The following is a 14,460-nucleotide window of genomic DNA, read 5'->3' on the forward strand; positions in this document are numbered from 1 at the left end:
CATCCCCTTATGCCTTCTTAATTCGGAATAATGGTTGTCCATATTCCACTAATTCACCATTTTCTGCTAATATTTCTGTTATCGTTCCTGTTACATCTGCTTCAATTTCATTAAATAATTTCATCGCTTCTACGATACATACAATGGTATCATCACTTACTTGATCACCAACTTGAACATATACTGGTTTATCTGGTGATGGTGAACTATAGAAAGTTCCTACCATAGGTGAGACAATTTCGTGATCATAATCCGCTTTTGCTTGTGGTTCTTCATTTGATTCAGTTTCTTCAGTTGGAATTTCTGATTTTGCTGTTGCTTCCACTTTTGCTTGTGGTACTGTTTCTTCCGAATGTACTACAGGTTGTGGAGCTACATGTGTTGTAGTAACACCTGTATTTTTCTTCAGTTTAATTTTACCACCATTAGCCTCGTAAGTGAATTCTTCAATAGTCGATTGATCTAATTTGTCAATTAATTGATTGATTTCTTGTATTGTTAACATTTTTGCACCCCTTCAACATTTGTTCCAATTAATAACAGGTACTAATAACTCCTTATAACATTTTACGCAATAGATATAAAAACTGCAACCTTTGAAGTAAAAATAAAAAAAGTCCTCGAGAAGTCTCAAGGACAAGTCAAAATATATTGAAACGAAAAATGTTAGAATTAACTTGGCTTATAGCTAACATCAATTTTTATTTCCCCAAATTCATCTTTTGCATGTTGAATTATCTCATTTGCTTCTGTCGTTGAAAGGCTGTCAGCTTGAACTGTGATCACGACATTATTGTCTGATACATTGCGAACAAGCACTTCTTCATAACCATTTAAAGATTTCAATGTGCCCTCCAGAATACTTTCTTTTTTATCTAACGATTCTATTTCTTTCATTGCTTCATAAGCTTCATTCTTCTCGTCTGAACTTGTTTCACTTGAAGCAACAATATCTTCCAGTCTTTCTTTTTCCATACTTCTTTGATTGGAAATTTCCATACGGACTGCTGCGAAATATTGGTCCGAATTAATCGATGATGTATTTAAGTTTTCTGTTTCTTCCATTTCTGTTTCTTCCATTCCTGTTTCTTCTTGCTCCTCTAAAATCGATTCATCCGTTAATTGGTCCACATTGGATGATGATGTCGTTTGATCCTGCTCCTGATCTTCATCAAAATATGCCAAATCTCCTTCAGTTGGTGCATTCAGATAATACACACTTAACACAATCATTAAACTTAACATCGTTAATAACCATACTGTTTGCTTTTTTAACATAGTTTTCCCCTCCTAATAATTCTATGTGTTTTTCGGCATAACCGAAACTCTATGAGCCGGTACATCCAACACTTTGGATACGGCTTCTAATACCCATTTTTTAACTTCCAGGTTGTCCACACCATCCGCAACTACAAGTACACCTCTTACTTGTGGTTTTTTTGTCTGGACTAATAATGGAATTTCTTGTTCGCCCTGACGAATAACAACAACGGTTTGTTCTCTAGTTTCATCATCAATTTTTCTTGTACCACCATTTTGATCTGATTCATTTGTTATTTGTGAACCAATTACTAAATTTTTCTCGTACACTTGTTCATTTGTAGCATCAAGATTGACCATGACCTCTACTCCTGATACACCTGTAATTTTTTCGAGTAATTGGACTAGGTTTGTTTCATATGCTGTCTCTAAATCCCCTATCTTTGAGGTTGCATCAGACACATCTGACTGTTTCCATGTTTCATTTTCTTCATTGCCTGATGATGATTCAATCATTCTTGGAGGATCCGTTAATTGATTATCCGATTGATTGGAGCTGAATACATTACTAATTAACAATATGAAAACTGCTATTAACACGAGCAAAGCAATATACTGCATTTTAGTTGGTTTTTTATCTTTCACTTTTAGATTTGACAAAAACTTTTCCATCCATTTAGGCACCTTATTCCTCCTTCCATCCGATATGAATTATATCTCCCTCAACTCCCCACTGTTCAGCTAAGAAATTTTTTATTTCTGTTATATCCTGTGGTGGAGATTCAGAAGTTTGAGGTAATGAGTCGCCAATTTGTATATTCACCTCTTCAACTCTGGCAGAAGTATCATCCTTTATGGCAAGTTGCACATATATACGCTCTAGCTCATTTTCTTCAGAAGTCGGATGACTCGCCCAATTTACTTCCAGGTCCGCAATTTGATAATTGTACGTTTCTTGCAACTCCTCCTCTACTATATTTTCCATTTGGACAACCATCTCTTCTAATACATATGCAGCTTGTATCTGTTCTATTTCACTTTTCTGCTGATTCATTCCATTTTCTATTTTGGATTCAACCGATGGGTCACTATTTGTCACAATTAGTTGATCCACCATTTTATGAACATCCACATTAAAAATAGAGAGCAATGGTTGCAAAATAATTAAAATAAGTAATAATCCCACTACTAATTTTACATATTGTTTGAGTGTGGAACTGGGAAGAATGAGATCAACTATCATTGCTAGAATCATATAGATAATAATTTGCAATATCCAACCTGATAGGTATTCAATGATTCTCCCCCCCTATCTCACCATCATAGTCAAATTACTGGATATAATAAGAATTACAATAGTAAAGAAAAACATAAATGTAACTAATAATAGCGCTGCAAATAGGTAAAGAATATGTTTCCCAATAATATCCAAACATTCGATTACTGGACCATCACCAATAGGTTGTAAAATGGCTGTAGCTACTTTATACATCAAAGAGATAGTAAAAATCTTGATCGCTGGGAACAATACGATACCAATTAAAATCACTACACCAATCATGCCAATACCATTCTTAATTAAAATGGTTGCACTTAATACAGTATCAGTGGCATCTGTGAAAATCCTACCAATTACCGGGATAAAATTACCGGTTACAAATTTAGCAGTCTTCATCGCAATACCATCTTGAATCGCACTCGCCGCCCCTTGCACTGATATTACACCAAGAAATACCGTCAGAAGGATCCCCATCAAGCTAATCGCTATATTTTTGATTAAATTTGCTAATTTTGTTGCTTTATATTCTGTACTAATAGTACTTACAATTTGAAGAATCGCTGAAATTAAGATTAATGGTATGACAATTTTGGAAATAACAAACACACTAGTGTGAATCAGAAAAATAATGATAGGATGAAAAAAAGATATTGTAACCAGGTGTCCAAGAGAAGCTAATATGCCTAACAACAAAGGCAACAAGGAAATTAAAAAGTTTTGGGCCATTTCCACAGTATCAAGTACATAACTAGATGCCAGTTGAAAGCTTTTCAAAGCTATAATAATCAGCATTGTATATACAATCGCGTATGCCACTTTACTAACGACTTGTTTTTCAAAAGCATTTTGAATGGTTTGTAAAACCAAACAAAATAATGTTAGCAACATTAATGTCGCCAGTAACTTTCCATTCTCTACAATCTCATAAAAGAAGAAGCGGAGAAATCCTTCTAACCATTCTTTGATTGAGAGACTTCCCTCTCCTTTTACTATGGACCATATATTTTCTTTATTAAGTTCTGGAAGTGCATCTTGATATTCATCTCCTAAATAATCCCAATAACCCTCTAATTCACTCCCTTCAATCATCTGTTGGTAGGCATCTGTTTGATGGGTGACATCAGCTGTAAGTTGTATTGGAATAATAAAAAAGAAAAGTGCAATAATGAAACTAAGTTTTCTAGTAAATCCCATGTATATCCTTCCTAACTATGTGATCGGGAAAATATTTATTATCGTTTCAATTAATGATTTGAATATTGGAATAGCTAAAATGAGGATAAACACTTTTCCTATCATTTCAATTTTGACGGCTACCGATTCTAAACCAGCATCTTTCACAATGTTTGCTCCAATTTCTGTAATATAAGATATCCCAATGATTTGAAGTATCGTCTTTATATATACTTCATTAATATTTGCCTGATCACCTAAATAAGTAATGAGATGAAGAATTTCTTGCACATACTGAATGACAAAAATGAAAAAATAGAGAACGGTTAGAACAATAATTAGAAAAGCAATACTGGGCTGCTTGTCCTTTAACAATAAAAATAGTACGGATGCTATAATTCCTACACTGATTACTTCAAAGATTTCCATAAACCATTATCCTTTTAGAAAAAATACAGCTCTAATCTGCTGGAATAGATCCGAAATACTGTTAAGCACAAATAATAGAACGATAATAAAACCAACCAAACTTACAAATTGAGCATACTCTTCTTTCCCCATTTGCTTTAATATAGTATGAATCATCGCAACGATAATTCCGATGCCTGCAATTTGAAATAAAACACTTGTATCTCCAATCACGTGATATCTCCTCTCTATAGCAAGAGTAAAACGATAAATGTACCAACCAGAAATCCAACACTTCTTGACATTTTTCCATAGCGATGATTCTTTTCTTCTGCCTCTGTCAGCTTTCTCTCTAAATGGTTAATCGTTAAACGAATATATTTTTGTTGCTGAATAACATCATGCTGTCCCAATGTTCTGCCAAATTGTTGAAGAATTTCTTTGTCTTCTAATTGGAGCGGATGTTTGTGATAAAACTTATCCACGTGCCTTTCCCAAATTGGAAAAAGTTGCTCTTTATCTTGCTGAATATCTTCTGCAATATTCTTAAAAAGAGTAGAAATCGGGTTTGGAATTTGTTCTGCTACAATAGTTAAAGACTCCTTAATTGTTGCCTGGCTATAAACAATTTCAGCCTCTAGTATTTGTAATGCATTTTTGAATAATCTTATGAATCTGGGACGATTAGCAAGGTTTTTGGCATACTCATGTCCTATCCAAGTTAAAGATCCTATGATGAACAAACATGCCAGAAGTTTGATCATAGCATCACACTTCTTTGATAAAGAGGTTGTCCTTTATCATTTAAAATTTCTGTTACTTCTCCAGCCTGATTCTGGTTCGAAAGGACAACAAATCTCTGAAATATGTTTTTTTGGAGTATCTTTTGAATCGTTGGTCGTTGGCTAATATCAGACAATGATCTTCCATGGGCGGTACAGACTAGTTGAACACCTGCATGGATGACTTCATCAATTGCTTCTGCATCCCGCTCACTTCCAATCTCATCAACAATAATGACATCAGGTGACATGGAACGAACAAACATCATCATCCCTTCCGCCTTTGGACAACGATCTAATACATCAATTCTTGGTGCTAATAAATGTTGTGGGACACCATTAATAGAAGCACATATTTCAGACCGCTCATCGACAATAGCAGTTTTTAGTTCCAGCTTCGAACTAGCACTTGCACAATAATTGGCAAGATCTCTTAAAAATGTAGTTTTACCTGATTGCGGAGGACCTATGATTAATGTGTTTTGAATGGTATCTGTCATAAGATAAGATAGATAAGGCTGAATAATGCCGAATTGAGGTTTAGCAATCCTAATATTAAAGGAACTTACGTGATGTATCGCCTTTACTTGTTTATTTTCTAATATAACAGAACCCGAAATACCAATTCGGTGACCACCTTGTATTGTAATAAATCCATGTCTTAACTCTTCTTCTAGTCGATATAAAGAAAAGTCACTTATTTTGTTTAGAAACATTTTTGCATCTGATTGACTGAAAAATGTCTGTTTTAACCACGTTACATGTCTGCCATCATTTAATTCAATTGGTTGATTCACCCTTAGTCTAATCTCCTGTATATCTATATCTTCCTTTACCAGGAAAAAGTCAATTTGTTCAGAGATATGGTTGGGAAGTATTTTCAAAACGCTATCCATAAACATTGCCTCTTTTCCATAAGCTATTTCTATAAACATTCTATGCGAGACACTAATAGATATAACCAAAGATAGATAAGAGCATATGAAAAACTTGGCCAATTACCAAGTCCTTCAAGCAAAAACCTTTATACCATGGCCTATAAAAAAGCAAAAGAACCGAACACAAATCCCCCGTCCCCGTTTCTTTCATATGAAGTATTAGTAGATAACAATTGCGAACTAATGGAGATTTTCAGAGTGGGGTTTTCTTCCATTCATTACATAGAGATTGCTTGAATACCGCTCCGGCAGAATACTGAGCTTTCCAAAGGCTCAGCTTCGTAGACACACACAAAGCTTCCTCGGTGCAAGGGAGCTAGAGTTATTTCAAGAATTCCCTAGCTGAAGCGTTCCCCGACGGCATAGAAAACACTAAGAAAGCTGTGCTTGAGTAGATGTTGCACATATGCCCTTGGGTGAAAGGGAGCGGGTGTATTTTTCCACAGCGACGAATCTAAATTCAACTCCAAAAGATTGGAAGAAAGCAAATTATTATGAAGTTATGTCGCAGTTTATGTATTATGAACTTTGTTGTGTGTTTATTAGATAGTTGTAAAAAAGGGGCGTCTGTACAAAAAGAAAACTACTAAGTGATGTCACTTAGTAGTTTTTCTTTCTATCGTATATTAAGCCCGAGAGACGTATTTACCGTCTGAAGTGGAGATTACTAGTACATCTCCTTCATTAACAAAGAAAGGAACTTGAACGGATAATCCTGTTTCTAGTGTTGCCGGTTTGGTTCCTCCACTTGCTGTATCACCTTTAATTCCAGGTTCTGTTTCTGTGACAGTAAGTTCTACGTTATTAGGTAAGTCTACCCCGATAGTTTCTCCTTCATATGTTAAAATATTTACTTCCATATTTTCTTTAATAAATTGTAGTTCTCGTTCAATCTGGTTTGCTTGTAGCTCTGTTTGTTCGAATGAATTGGTATCCATAAATGTGTGAGCATCACCAGAAGCATATAAGTACTGCATTTTACGATTTTCAATATGTGCTCTGTTTACTTTTTCCCCACCACGGAATGTTTTTTCCTGGATATTACCACTACGGAGGTTACGTAATTTGGAACGAACAAATGCAGCACCTTTACCTGGTTTGACATGTTGGAATTCCATCACTTGCCAAATACCTCCATCTACTTCGATTGTTAAACCTGTTTTAAAATCATTTACTGAAATCATCTTATTCCTCCTCTAAAATGTTTACGATACTGGTAAGCGAATTAAGTCCTTCGGTGAATGCGTCAATCGCTCATTGCCATCTTCCGTTATTAAAATGTCATCTTCAATTCGGCATCCCCCAACGTTTGGAACATAGATACCTGGTTCAACAGTTACTACCATGCCTGGTTCAAGCACTGCATCAGAGCGAAATGATAAACCTGGCATTTCGTGTACATCTAATCCCAGTCCATGACCTGTTGAGTGACCAAAGTATTTACCGTAGCCTTTATGATCAATATGGTCTCTTGTTAAAGCATCAGCTTTTTTTGCAGTTATTCCCGCCTTTATTCCTTCTAGACCTTTTAACTGTGCTTGAAGAACTGTATTATAGATTGTCTCTAATTCTTCTGATATATCGCCAACAGCTAGCGTTCTCGTAATATCTGAGGCATACCCTTTATACAGCGCACCAAAATCCAATGTTACTAATTCGCCTGACTGAATTTCTTTTGATGATGCTACACCATGCGGTAATGCAGAACGGTAACCGGAGGCTACAATAATATCAAAGCTTGATGAAGTAGCACCTTGCTTTCTCATAAAGAATTCTAATTCATTGGATATGTCGATCTCTTTTATTCCCGGTTTTATGTAATCTAAAATATGGTCAAACGCATCATCGGCAATTTTACAAGCATCTTTAATTATATTAAGCTCATCTTGATCTTTAATCAAGCGTAATTTCTCAATTAGTCCATCTGAGGGAATCAATTTTGCTTTTACTGATTTATTATATTTTTCATATAGACCGTAAGTCAGATCATTCTTTTCAAATCCAACCGATTCAATCTGCAGTAACTCTATTAATTCCGCGATTTTGTCTTGAATCGGTCCTTTATGTTCTTTAATATCAAATCCTTTTACTTGTTCACTCGCTTGCTCAGTGTAGCGGAAATCGGTAACAAAGAACGCATCTTTATTAGTAACAAGTGCTACACCCGCCGTACCCGTGAAACCAGTAAGGTATTGTCTGTTAATCGAACTGGTGATTAATAATCCATCCATTTTTTCTTGTTTAATTAAGTTTCTTAGTTTCTCAAGACGTTTCATCCTAAACTCCCCTTTCTCAAAGATTACTTTCTAAAAAATATAGCGCTGCTAATCGATATCCTGTTGAACCTAGGCCCACAATTTGTCCGCTACAAACTGGAGCTAACATGGAAGTATGACGAAATGACTCTCTTTTATGTACATTAGATATGTGTACCTCAATAACTGGAACAGTAACAGAGCTAATCGCATCTCTTAATGCAATACTTGTATGTGTATATGCCCCAGGATTAAATATAATTCCATGATATTTTCCTTCTGCTTCATGGATCCAGTCAATTAACTCTCCCTCGTGATTAGACTGCTTGGCATCTAATTGATATTGATACGGTTCCAGCACATTCCGTACATTTTTCTCAATATCCTGTAATGTCTCACTGCCGTATACTTCAGGTTCTCTTTTACCTAAACGATTTAAATTCGGACCATTTAATAATAGTAAGTTCCCCATTTCCCTCACTCCATCTCCAACAAGCTTTCTTCCTCATATTAACATAATTAGTTAATTATTTTCATCAATATGTTGCTGATAAGCAAAAGAAATAGAATACCCGATAAATACACTATATAAAATAAATAAGCAAACAGTAGTCACTACTGTATCACTATCTAACATATAAAAGGGTGGTATGTTCGTGAAAATCGGTTCAAATAACCAAAAAACAATAAACCATAAGACAATTCCAGTCAATATGCCCGGTAATATTCCTGGGAACTTTTTTAAGATAATATAATATAGAAATGCTAAACCTATGGATAATAAACTTATAATTAATATAGAAATAACTTCCCCTAACCATTGATCAGACCATGTTGTTTGCAACCATGAACGTAACACAAAACTTTTTGGAGTTACCTTGGTAAAATTAAAATATCCGGCTAACGCCGCTATCGTCCCCCAAATAAGCCCAGCAAAAAACCCGATACTAATTGTTTTGGGAATTAATGAAGTTTTATCCTTTTGATTTCCTCTATTATTCACACGTCTCAATATTATCACCTCAAAAATAGGCTAACCAAAATCAATTTTTTCATGCTAAATGTACTTTTAGATCTAGTTATTTTGCTTTTTTTTTAATACAATAAAAGAAAGCGCTTTAATTTCATTGATAAAGTATTTAAAAAAATTTTGTATAAAATCCAACAAATAACGGGTATAACTATAGAAAGGACTTTAATTCGTGTATACTTTAATATAAAGGAGGACGTTTAAATGAATCGAAACATAGGTTCTATCGCTGTGTATGCTTTAATCGGTTTAGCTGTGTTCGGTTTTATCTCTTTCTTAATCACAGACACACTCGGTTTACTTAAATTTCTATTTATATCCTTGGTAATTGGTGCAGCGGTTTTTGGTTTAGTGTATTTCTTCTTTCTAAGAAGACGAACACCAAATGAACTAAGAAAATACCGGAAAGCTGTGAAACAATCGAAACAAAAATATAAATACCAACAGAAAAATAATCGTATGCAACCTAGTCCAGTCAAACATAATGTAGTGACCAAGAAATCTACACGACCTTTAAAAACTAGAAAGAATCACACGCACCTGAGGGTCATTGAGGGAAATAAACAAAAGAAAAAGAACAGAGCGTCATTATAACACGCTCTGTTCTTTTTATATTGACCACTTAGATAAAAATTGCAAAGTCCGTTGATAACCTAATTCCATTAATTCATGTTTTTTTTTCAATGAAATATTAAAATCTGTAGCACTGACATCGTCAATAGGAAAAAATAAAATATCTTTCGCTACATTTTCTTCAATATATCTCGTATCATAGGCTTTTCTCATCGTCCCTATAACTGCCTTTAACATATCAATAGAATTTTTAATTTTTTGATTATAATAATATTGTGCAGGATCTGTTAATTGCATTCCTAATATCGGACGTTCGCGTTTATTATTACCTCTTTCAAATAACCATAATGGGAAATTACTTAAAATCATGCCATCGACAATAATGCTTCTTTGTCTTGTTAGAGGATTTATAATTTTAGAAGGGCGGAAAAAATAAGGGATGGAGATACTGCTACGGACTGCTCTTGCGATGGGAAAATAACTTGGTTCAATATGATAATTTTTCATTAGATCATCCGGAAAGACCACAACACGATTTAACGTTAAATCTGCTGCAACAATCTTTAGTTTTTCAGCCGGCAGATCTGAGAAAGAGGTCAATCCTTTATCCTGCAGTTTTTCATTCAACCAATCTTCAAAATAATTACCTCGATATAATCCCATGGTGTTATATAATGTTAGCCATTTTAAAAAAGGGATCATACTACTCCATTTCGATTGATCAAGGAAATTATCAAGTGGTAACTCTAAAAAAATATCTTTCATTTCTTTTGCTGTATAACCAGCCGCAATAAACGTTGCCAATAGGGCTCCAGCAGATGTACCAGCTACTCTTTCAAACTGTATATTCTTTTCTTCAAATGCCTGGAACGCACCTAAAAATGCAAAAGCTTTAACACCCCCACCTGAGAAAACCCCGTCAATTTTCATGATATCACCCTATCTAACTGGTATCACATTATATATATACATCTGTACCAGTAGATAGAACTTGTTAAGCTAATCCTTTTTAGACTGGAAATCCTTTAACTCGCTGACGCGTTCAGGATCTTCTAAAAATTGCACAACATTACCAATACGATCAATGGAATTCCAACTCAGATGATGTTCTATTCCTTCAACATCAGTGTAAATATTCTCTTCGTCAACACCAATAATCCTTAGAAATTTCTCCAATAATTCATGACGATATACTAATCTTTCTCCTACTTTTTTGCCTTTCGAAGTTAAGATAAGTCCTTGGTACTTTTCATAATTTAAATAGTCATCCCTGTCTAATTTTTGTACCATTTTCGTCACAGATGACGGTTGTACTTGCAAAGCTTCAGCTATCGCCGATACTCTTGCATATCCTTTAGTTTCCATTAAGATATAAATTTGTTCTATGTAATCTTCCATTGTAGGTGTAGGCATATACATCCTCCATTACTATATATATTATGTAAATAAAAGCATACAATAGAATGACAGGTGAGACAAGATATCTTTCTTAAAATCCAACTTTCAAAATTTTTTTCTTTATTTCATACTATTAAATGGTATAATCCTTTTTAGAGGATTTAATAGAAAAACATTGGGGGATTCAAAAAAATGACAGAATTATACATTCTAATTGGTATATTAATTGCCTTTATTCTATTCACCGTATACCGTTATTTTAAACAAAAAAAAATACTAAAAGCCCTAACGGATAAAGAATTTCGTGAAGGATATCGTAAAGCTCAGCTTATAGATGTAAGAGAACCGAAGGAATATGATGGTGGTCACATTCTTGGTGCCAGAAACATTCCGTTAACGCAATTAAAACAACGTTTAACAGAATTGAGAAAAGATAAACCTGTTTATCTTTATTGCCAGAATGGTTCACGCTCCATGAGAGCGGCATTAATCCTGGATAAACAAGGATATAAAGACCTCTATCAATTACAGGGCGGATACAAAAAATGGACAGGCAAAATTAAGAAAACCAAAAGATTGGATTATTAAGCAAAAGTCGAGTGCTAAACTCGGCTTTTTTTATTTCTTAATCATATAATTGAATTATATCTTATATTACAAATTAATATTTACTAACTTCTATCTTTTTTGGGCGAGAAGACCCCACTGAGGGAAGTCTCACTTTATATTCAATTATGAAGAGGGTGCTTATAACCGTAATTTTACTTAATAAGAGTAATTCCTTTCATTCGAAATGTATAACTCTGGCTAATCTGTCCACAATAACAATACAAAATGTATTAATGATAGGATGGGTGTTATGAGTATACCAATTACAAGAGATGAAACATTTATACATGAGTATGAAGAAGCAATCAAAACCCCGTCTCAGTTAGCAGATTGGCAATTATTTAAGCAATCTTATCAAATTGCAGAAACCATGAAAGTACCTAGTTTCAAAGATCTTGTTGCACCACAGTTTTTACCACATTTAGAATTTTTGCCTCATCAAGTAAAATGCGCAGAAAAAGTAATTCAACATATGAACGGTAGAGCCTTGTTAGCAGACGAAGTAGGCCTAGGGAAAACTATTGAAGCTGGCTTGGTTTTGAAAGAATATATGTTAAGAGGTTTAGTTCAAAAAGTACTTATTTTAGTCCCTGCTTCACTAGTTAATCAATGGGCATTGGAATTAAATCAGAAATTTCTAATCCCAGCAGTTACATCAGGTAAACGAGTCGACTGGCAAAATACTAACATCCTTATTAGTACTTTAGATACTGCAAAATCAGCTAGGCATCGCCAAACAATTCTTGAACAGGACTATGACTTTGTTATTGTCGATGAAGCACATAAATTAAAAAACCATAAAACGAAAAATTTCCAATTTGTACAACAACTATCTAAAAAATATTGCTTGTTATTAACTGCTACACCTGTTCAAAATAAATTAACCGATATCTTTAATTTAATCAGTCTATTAAAACCTGGTTATCTTGGAACTTATGAAGATTTCATCAAACAATACCGTGAACAAAAAAGAAATGTGGATGAAGATCCTTATTTAAAGCAATTAATTAGTAAAGTAATGGTCCGTAATCGTAGATCTGATACTGGAGTTCATTGGACCAAACGTGAAATTGAAACCATTTGGGTGCCTTTTACAGACCAAGAGTTGGATACTTATCACCAAGTTGAAAGTTTCTTTAAACAGAACACTGGTATATCTTCCATCACCTATGTACGGGAATTCTGCAGTTCTCGAGAAGCATGTTACCTATCTATAAAAAAATGGATTCAGCAACAAGAAAACGTTGACCTTCCTAAAACAAAAGAATTATTATCATCCATTGAGCAGCTGCCACATCACGCTAAAGCATTAAAATTAGTAGAGTTAATCAAATCATCAGATGAAAAATTTATTGTATTTACAGAATATCGAGCTACCCAGATATATTTACAGTGGCTCTTACAAAAAGAAAAAATTCCGGTTGTCATCTATCGAGGAGGATTTAAAAAAGGCAAAAAAGATTGGATGCGCCAGTTATTTCAACATCACGCACAAGTAATGATCGCAACAGAAGCTGCCGGCGAAGGAATTAATCTTCAATTTTGCCATCGTTTAATTAACTATGACTTGCCTTGGAACCCTATGCGTCTGGAACAGAGAATTGGACGAATTCACCGATTCGGCCAGGAAAATGATGTAAAAATATATAATTTCGCCTTAAAAAATACCGTGGAAGAGCATGTAATGAATTTGCTATACAGTAAGATTCAATTATTTGAAAATGTGATCGGCCATCTTGAACAAATTTTAAGTGATTTGAATCTCCCCAATTTAGAAAGAGAAGTGGAACAGATTTTTGAAGAATCGAAATCTGTTGGTGAATCCAAAATAAAATTAAACAACTTAACGTCTGTGATTCAATCCTATCAAGAAGATAACGAAGCCAAGGAGCATTTACAATGATTACTAATTTAAACGACTTCTTACATCAGTACTTCACAATACATGATTGTGAAATTACTACAGAAAACAAAACAGAAATGACGATAAGACTTACTCGTGAACTAGACCAAGTATTAATGAATCGCCCCTTTTATTGGCATTATATGGACAAAATAGGTCGTGAAGGTGAACCGATGTCCTTATATTTGGATACAAGCACGGAGAAAAAAGATAATAATAAAGAATGGATTCATTTTGGAAGTCCTCGGCTTCAGCAAATATTTCATCACATTAAGAATAATGCCCGCTTTACGATTTTATATGAAGAAACCAGTGGTGATAATAAGACCGCATTACACCCATGGTTAGTTACTAATATTATGGTGCATTATTGTGGAAAGCAAAAGAAAGAATCAATACATTCGATGGGGCTTCAATTAATAAACGGTATGATGAAATCAGATATGATGAATCACATGGAAGGATTATCAATGGATCTTAGAATGAGTGATTACAGTTTTACCATATCACCGATCATCAAACCAGCAAGTGGATTTAGAAGGATATTTCACTATTTAGAAAATAATTTACTCGAAGAAGATATGCAGTGGGTAAAAGATTCCAGGAATGCCTTAAATGAGGAAATTCAATTGCTAGACTATTTCTTTCATCAGCAGGAAGAGAATAAAGAAATACTTGAAAAAGAAAAAGAAAGGCTAACTGAACGTTTAGAACCCCGTATCGAAATAGAGATTATTAATGCTGGACTTTTTTATCTAACTGAGGAATCCAGTCGGCATATAATACAATAAGAAAAGGGCTGGGACAGAAGTACTTGTTTCATGACAAAACACGAACATCAAAATTGATGCT

The 14,460-nt window shown here is 34.3% G+C and carries 19 protein-coding genes; 4 read left to right on the forward strand and 15 right to left on the reverse strand.

The genetic code is table 11. The annotated features are described in order from the left end of the window. Nucleotides 1-7 precede the first annotated feature (7 nt). The 13 genes from accB to GI584_RS13030 all read right to left on the reverse strand — a co-directional run bounded on the left by accB (nt 8) and on the right by GI584_RS13030 (nt 9,098). The gene (gene accB / locus GI584_RS12970) at nt 8-505 is read right to left on the reverse strand and encodes an acetyl-CoA carboxylase biotin carboxyl carrier protein (protein WP_153791480.1); all 498 of its coding nucleotides are present in this window, start codon (nt 503-505) and stop codon (nt 8-10) included. Between the two features lie 167 nt (nt 506-672). After that, nucleotides 673-1,278, reverse strand: coding sequence for a SpoIIIAH-like family protein (locus GI584_RS12975; RefSeq protein WP_153791481.1), 606 nt, complete (start codon nt 1,276-1,278; stop codon nt 673-675). Between the two features lie 21 nt (nt 1,279-1,299). Further along, entirely contained in the window at nt 1,300-1,944 is a 645-nt protein-coding gene (spoIIIAG, locus tag GI584_RS12980; RefSeq protein WP_100360260.1) for a stage III sporulation protein AG, read from the reverse strand. Nucleotide 1,945: 1 nt separating this feature from the next. Beyond that, nucleotides 1,946-2,560 (reverse strand): stage III sporulation protein AF, encoded by a 615-nt coding sequence (gene spoIIIAF, locus GI584_RS12985; protein ID WP_325063432.1) that lies wholly within the window; start codon nt 2,558-2,560, stop codon nt 1,946-1,948. A gap of 9 nt (nt 2,561-2,569) precedes the next feature. Then, nucleotides 2,570-3,733, reverse strand: a complete 1,164-nt coding sequence (gene spoIIIAE / locus GI584_RS12990; protein ID WP_153791482.1) for a stage III sporulation protein AE — start codon at nt 3,731-3,733, stop codon at nt 2,570-2,572. A 15-nt stretch (nt 3,734-3,748) separates the two neighbouring features. After that, complete coding sequence (gene spoIIIAD, locus GI584_RS12995) at nt 3,749-4,141, reverse strand: stage III sporulation protein AD (RefSeq protein ID WP_100360257.1); 393 nt, start codon at nt 4,139-4,141, stop codon at nt 3,749-3,751. 6 nt (nt 4,142-4,147) lie between these two features. Further along, on the reverse strand, nt 4,148-4,354 hold the full coding sequence (gene spoIIIAC / locus GI584_RS13000; RefSeq protein WP_018934528.1) for a stage III sporulation protein AC: 207 nt from the start codon (nt 4,352-4,354) through the stop codon (nt 4,148-4,150). Nucleotides 4,355-4,368: 14 nt separating this feature from the next. Continuing rightward, a complete protein-coding gene (gene spoIIIAB / locus GI584_RS13005) occupies nt 4,369-4,884 on the reverse strand; it encodes a stage III sporulation protein SpoIIIAB (RefSeq protein ID WP_100360256.1) in 516 nt (171 codons plus the stop codon). Then, the gene (gene spoIIIAA / locus GI584_RS13010) at nt 4,881-5,798 is read right to left on the reverse strand and encodes a stage III sporulation protein AA (RefSeq protein WP_100360255.1); all 918 of its coding nucleotides are present in this window, start codon (nt 5,796-5,798) and stop codon (nt 4,881-4,883) included. The genes spoIIIAB and spoIIIAA overlap by 4 nt, the downstream gene beginning before the upstream one ends. A 668-nt stretch (nt 5,799-6,466) precedes the next feature. After that, nucleotides 6,467-7,024 (reverse strand): elongation factor P, encoded by a 558-nt coding sequence (efp, locus tag GI584_RS13015; RefSeq protein WP_100360254.1) that lies wholly within the window; start codon nt 7,022-7,024, stop codon nt 6,467-6,469. Nucleotides 7,025-7,045: 21 nt separating this feature from the next. Continuing rightward, on the reverse strand, nt 7,046-8,116 hold the full coding sequence (locus GI584_RS13020; RefSeq protein ID WP_100360253.1) for a M24 family metallopeptidase: 1,071 nt from the start codon (nt 8,114-8,116) through the stop codon (nt 7,046-7,048). Between the two features lie 16 nt (nt 8,117-8,132). Continuing rightward, complete coding sequence (aroQ, locus tag GI584_RS13025) at nt 8,133-8,567, reverse strand: type II 3-dehydroquinate dehydratase (RefSeq protein WP_100360252.1); 435 nt, start codon at nt 8,565-8,567, stop codon at nt 8,133-8,135. 51 nt (nt 8,568-8,618) lie between these two features. Further along, nucleotides 8,619-9,098 (reverse strand): YqhR family membrane protein, encoded by a 480-nt coding sequence (locus GI584_RS13030; RefSeq protein ID WP_228552427.1) that lies wholly within the window; start codon nt 9,096-9,098, stop codon nt 8,619-8,621. Between the two features lie 231 nt (nt 9,099-9,329). On the opposite strand from GI584_RS13030, the gene GI584_RS13035 reads away from it, so the two are divergent. After that, complete coding sequence (locus GI584_RS13035; protein ID WP_100360250.1) at nt 9,330-9,719, forward strand: SA1362 family protein; 390 nt, start codon at nt 9,330-9,332, stop codon at nt 9,717-9,719. 15 nt (nt 9,720-9,734) lie between these two features. Here the strand turns inward: GI584_RS13035 and GI584_RS13040 are convergent, their stop codons facing one another. Next, a complete protein-coding gene (locus GI584_RS13040) occupies nt 9,735-10,628 on the reverse strand; it encodes a patatin-like phospholipase family protein (RefSeq protein WP_153791483.1) in 894 nt (297 codons plus the stop codon). Nucleotides 10,629-10,697: 69 nt separating this feature from the next. Beyond that, complete coding sequence (gene mntR, locus GI584_RS13045) at nt 10,698-11,111, reverse strand: transcriptional regulator MntR (protein ID WP_100360248.1); 414 nt, start codon at nt 11,109-11,111, stop codon at nt 10,698-10,700. Nucleotides 11,112-11,288: 177 nt separating this feature from the next. Here mntR and GI584_RS13050 point away from each other — a divergent pair, with 177 nt between their 5' ends. The 3 genes from GI584_RS13050 (at nt 11,289) to GI584_RS13060 (ending at nt 14,399) form a co-directional block, all read left to right on the forward strand. Further along, entirely contained in the window at nt 11,289-11,684 is a 396-nt protein-coding gene (locus GI584_RS13050; RefSeq protein ID WP_153791484.1) for a rhodanese-like domain-containing protein, read from the forward strand. Between the two features lie 271 nt (nt 11,685-11,955). After that, complete coding sequence (locus GI584_RS13055; RefSeq protein WP_153791485.1) at nt 11,956-13,608, forward strand: DEAD/DEAH box helicase; 1,653 nt, start codon at nt 11,956-11,958, stop codon at nt 13,606-13,608. After that, nucleotides 13,605-14,399 carry a YqhG family protein gene (locus GI584_RS13060; RefSeq protein ID WP_100360245.1) on the forward strand — a complete coding sequence of 265 codons (795 nt, stop codon included), beginning with the start codon at nt 13,605-13,607 and terminating at the stop codon, nt 14,397-14,399. The genes GI584_RS13055 and GI584_RS13060 overlap by 4 nt, the downstream gene beginning before the upstream one ends. Nucleotides 14,400-14,460: the final 61 nt, after the last annotated feature.

Source organism: Gracilibacillus salitolerans (assembly GCF_009650095.1).
GTDB lineage: Bacteria > Bacillota > Bacilli > Bacillales > Amphibacillaceae > Gracilibacillus > Gracilibacillus salitolerans.

Bases quoted from the DNA above. Each gene is read 5' to 3' on its own strand.
- accB (WP_153791480.1), bottom strand. From the start codon at position 505: ATGTTAACAATACAAGAAATCAATCAATTAATTGACAAATTAGATCAA.
- GI584_RS12975 (WP_153791481.1), bottom strand. From the start codon at position 1,278: ATGTTAAAAAAGCAAACAGTATGGTTATTAACGATGTTAAGTTTAATG.
- spoIIIAE (WP_153791482.1), bottom strand. From the start codon at position 3,733: ATGGGATTTACTAGAAAACTTAGTTTCATTATTGCACTTTTCTTTTTT.
- spoIIIAD (WP_100360257.1), bottom strand. From the start codon at position 4,141: ATGGAAATCTTTGAAGTAATCAGTGTAGGAATTATAGCATCCGTACTA.
- spoIIIAB (WP_100360256.1), bottom strand. From the start codon at position 4,884: ATGATCAAACTTCTGGCATGTTTGTTCATCATAGGATCTTTAACTTGG.
- spoIIIAA (WP_100360255.1), bottom strand. From the start codon at position 5,798: ATGGATAGCGTTTTGAAAATACTTCCCAACCATATCTCTGAACAAATT.
- efp (WP_100360254.1), bottom strand. From the start codon at position 7,024: ATGATTTCAGTAAATGATTTTAAAACAGGTTTAACAATCGAAGTAGAT.
- GI584_RS13020 (WP_100360253.1), bottom strand. From the start codon at position 8,116: ATGAAACGTCTTGAGAAACTAAGAAACTTAATTAAACAAGAAAAAATG.
- aroQ (WP_100360252.1), bottom strand. From the start codon at position 8,567: ATGGGGAACTTACTATTATTAAATGGTCCGAATTTAAATCGTTTAGGT.
- GI584_RS13035 (WP_100360250.1), top strand. From the start codon at position 9,330: ATGAATCGAAACATAGGTTCTATCGCTGTGTATGCTTTAATCGGTTTA.
- GI584_RS13040 (WP_153791483.1), bottom strand. From the start codon at position 10,628: ATGAAAATTGACGGGGTTTTCTCAGGTGGGGGTGTTAAAGCTTTTGCA.
- mntR (WP_100360248.1), bottom strand. From the start codon at position 11,111: ATGCCTACACCTACAATGGAAGATTACATAGAACAAATTTATATCTTA.
- GI584_RS13050 (WP_153791484.1), top strand. From the start codon at position 11,289: ATGACAGAATTATACATTCTAATTGGTATATTAATTGCCTTTATTCTA.
- GI584_RS13055 (WP_153791485.1), top strand. From the start codon at position 11,956: ATGAGTATACCAATTACAAGAGATGAAACATTTATACATGAGTATGAA.
- GI584_RS13060 (WP_100360245.1), top strand. From the start codon at position 13,605: ATGATTACTAATTTAAACGACTTCTTACATCAGTACTTCACAATACAT.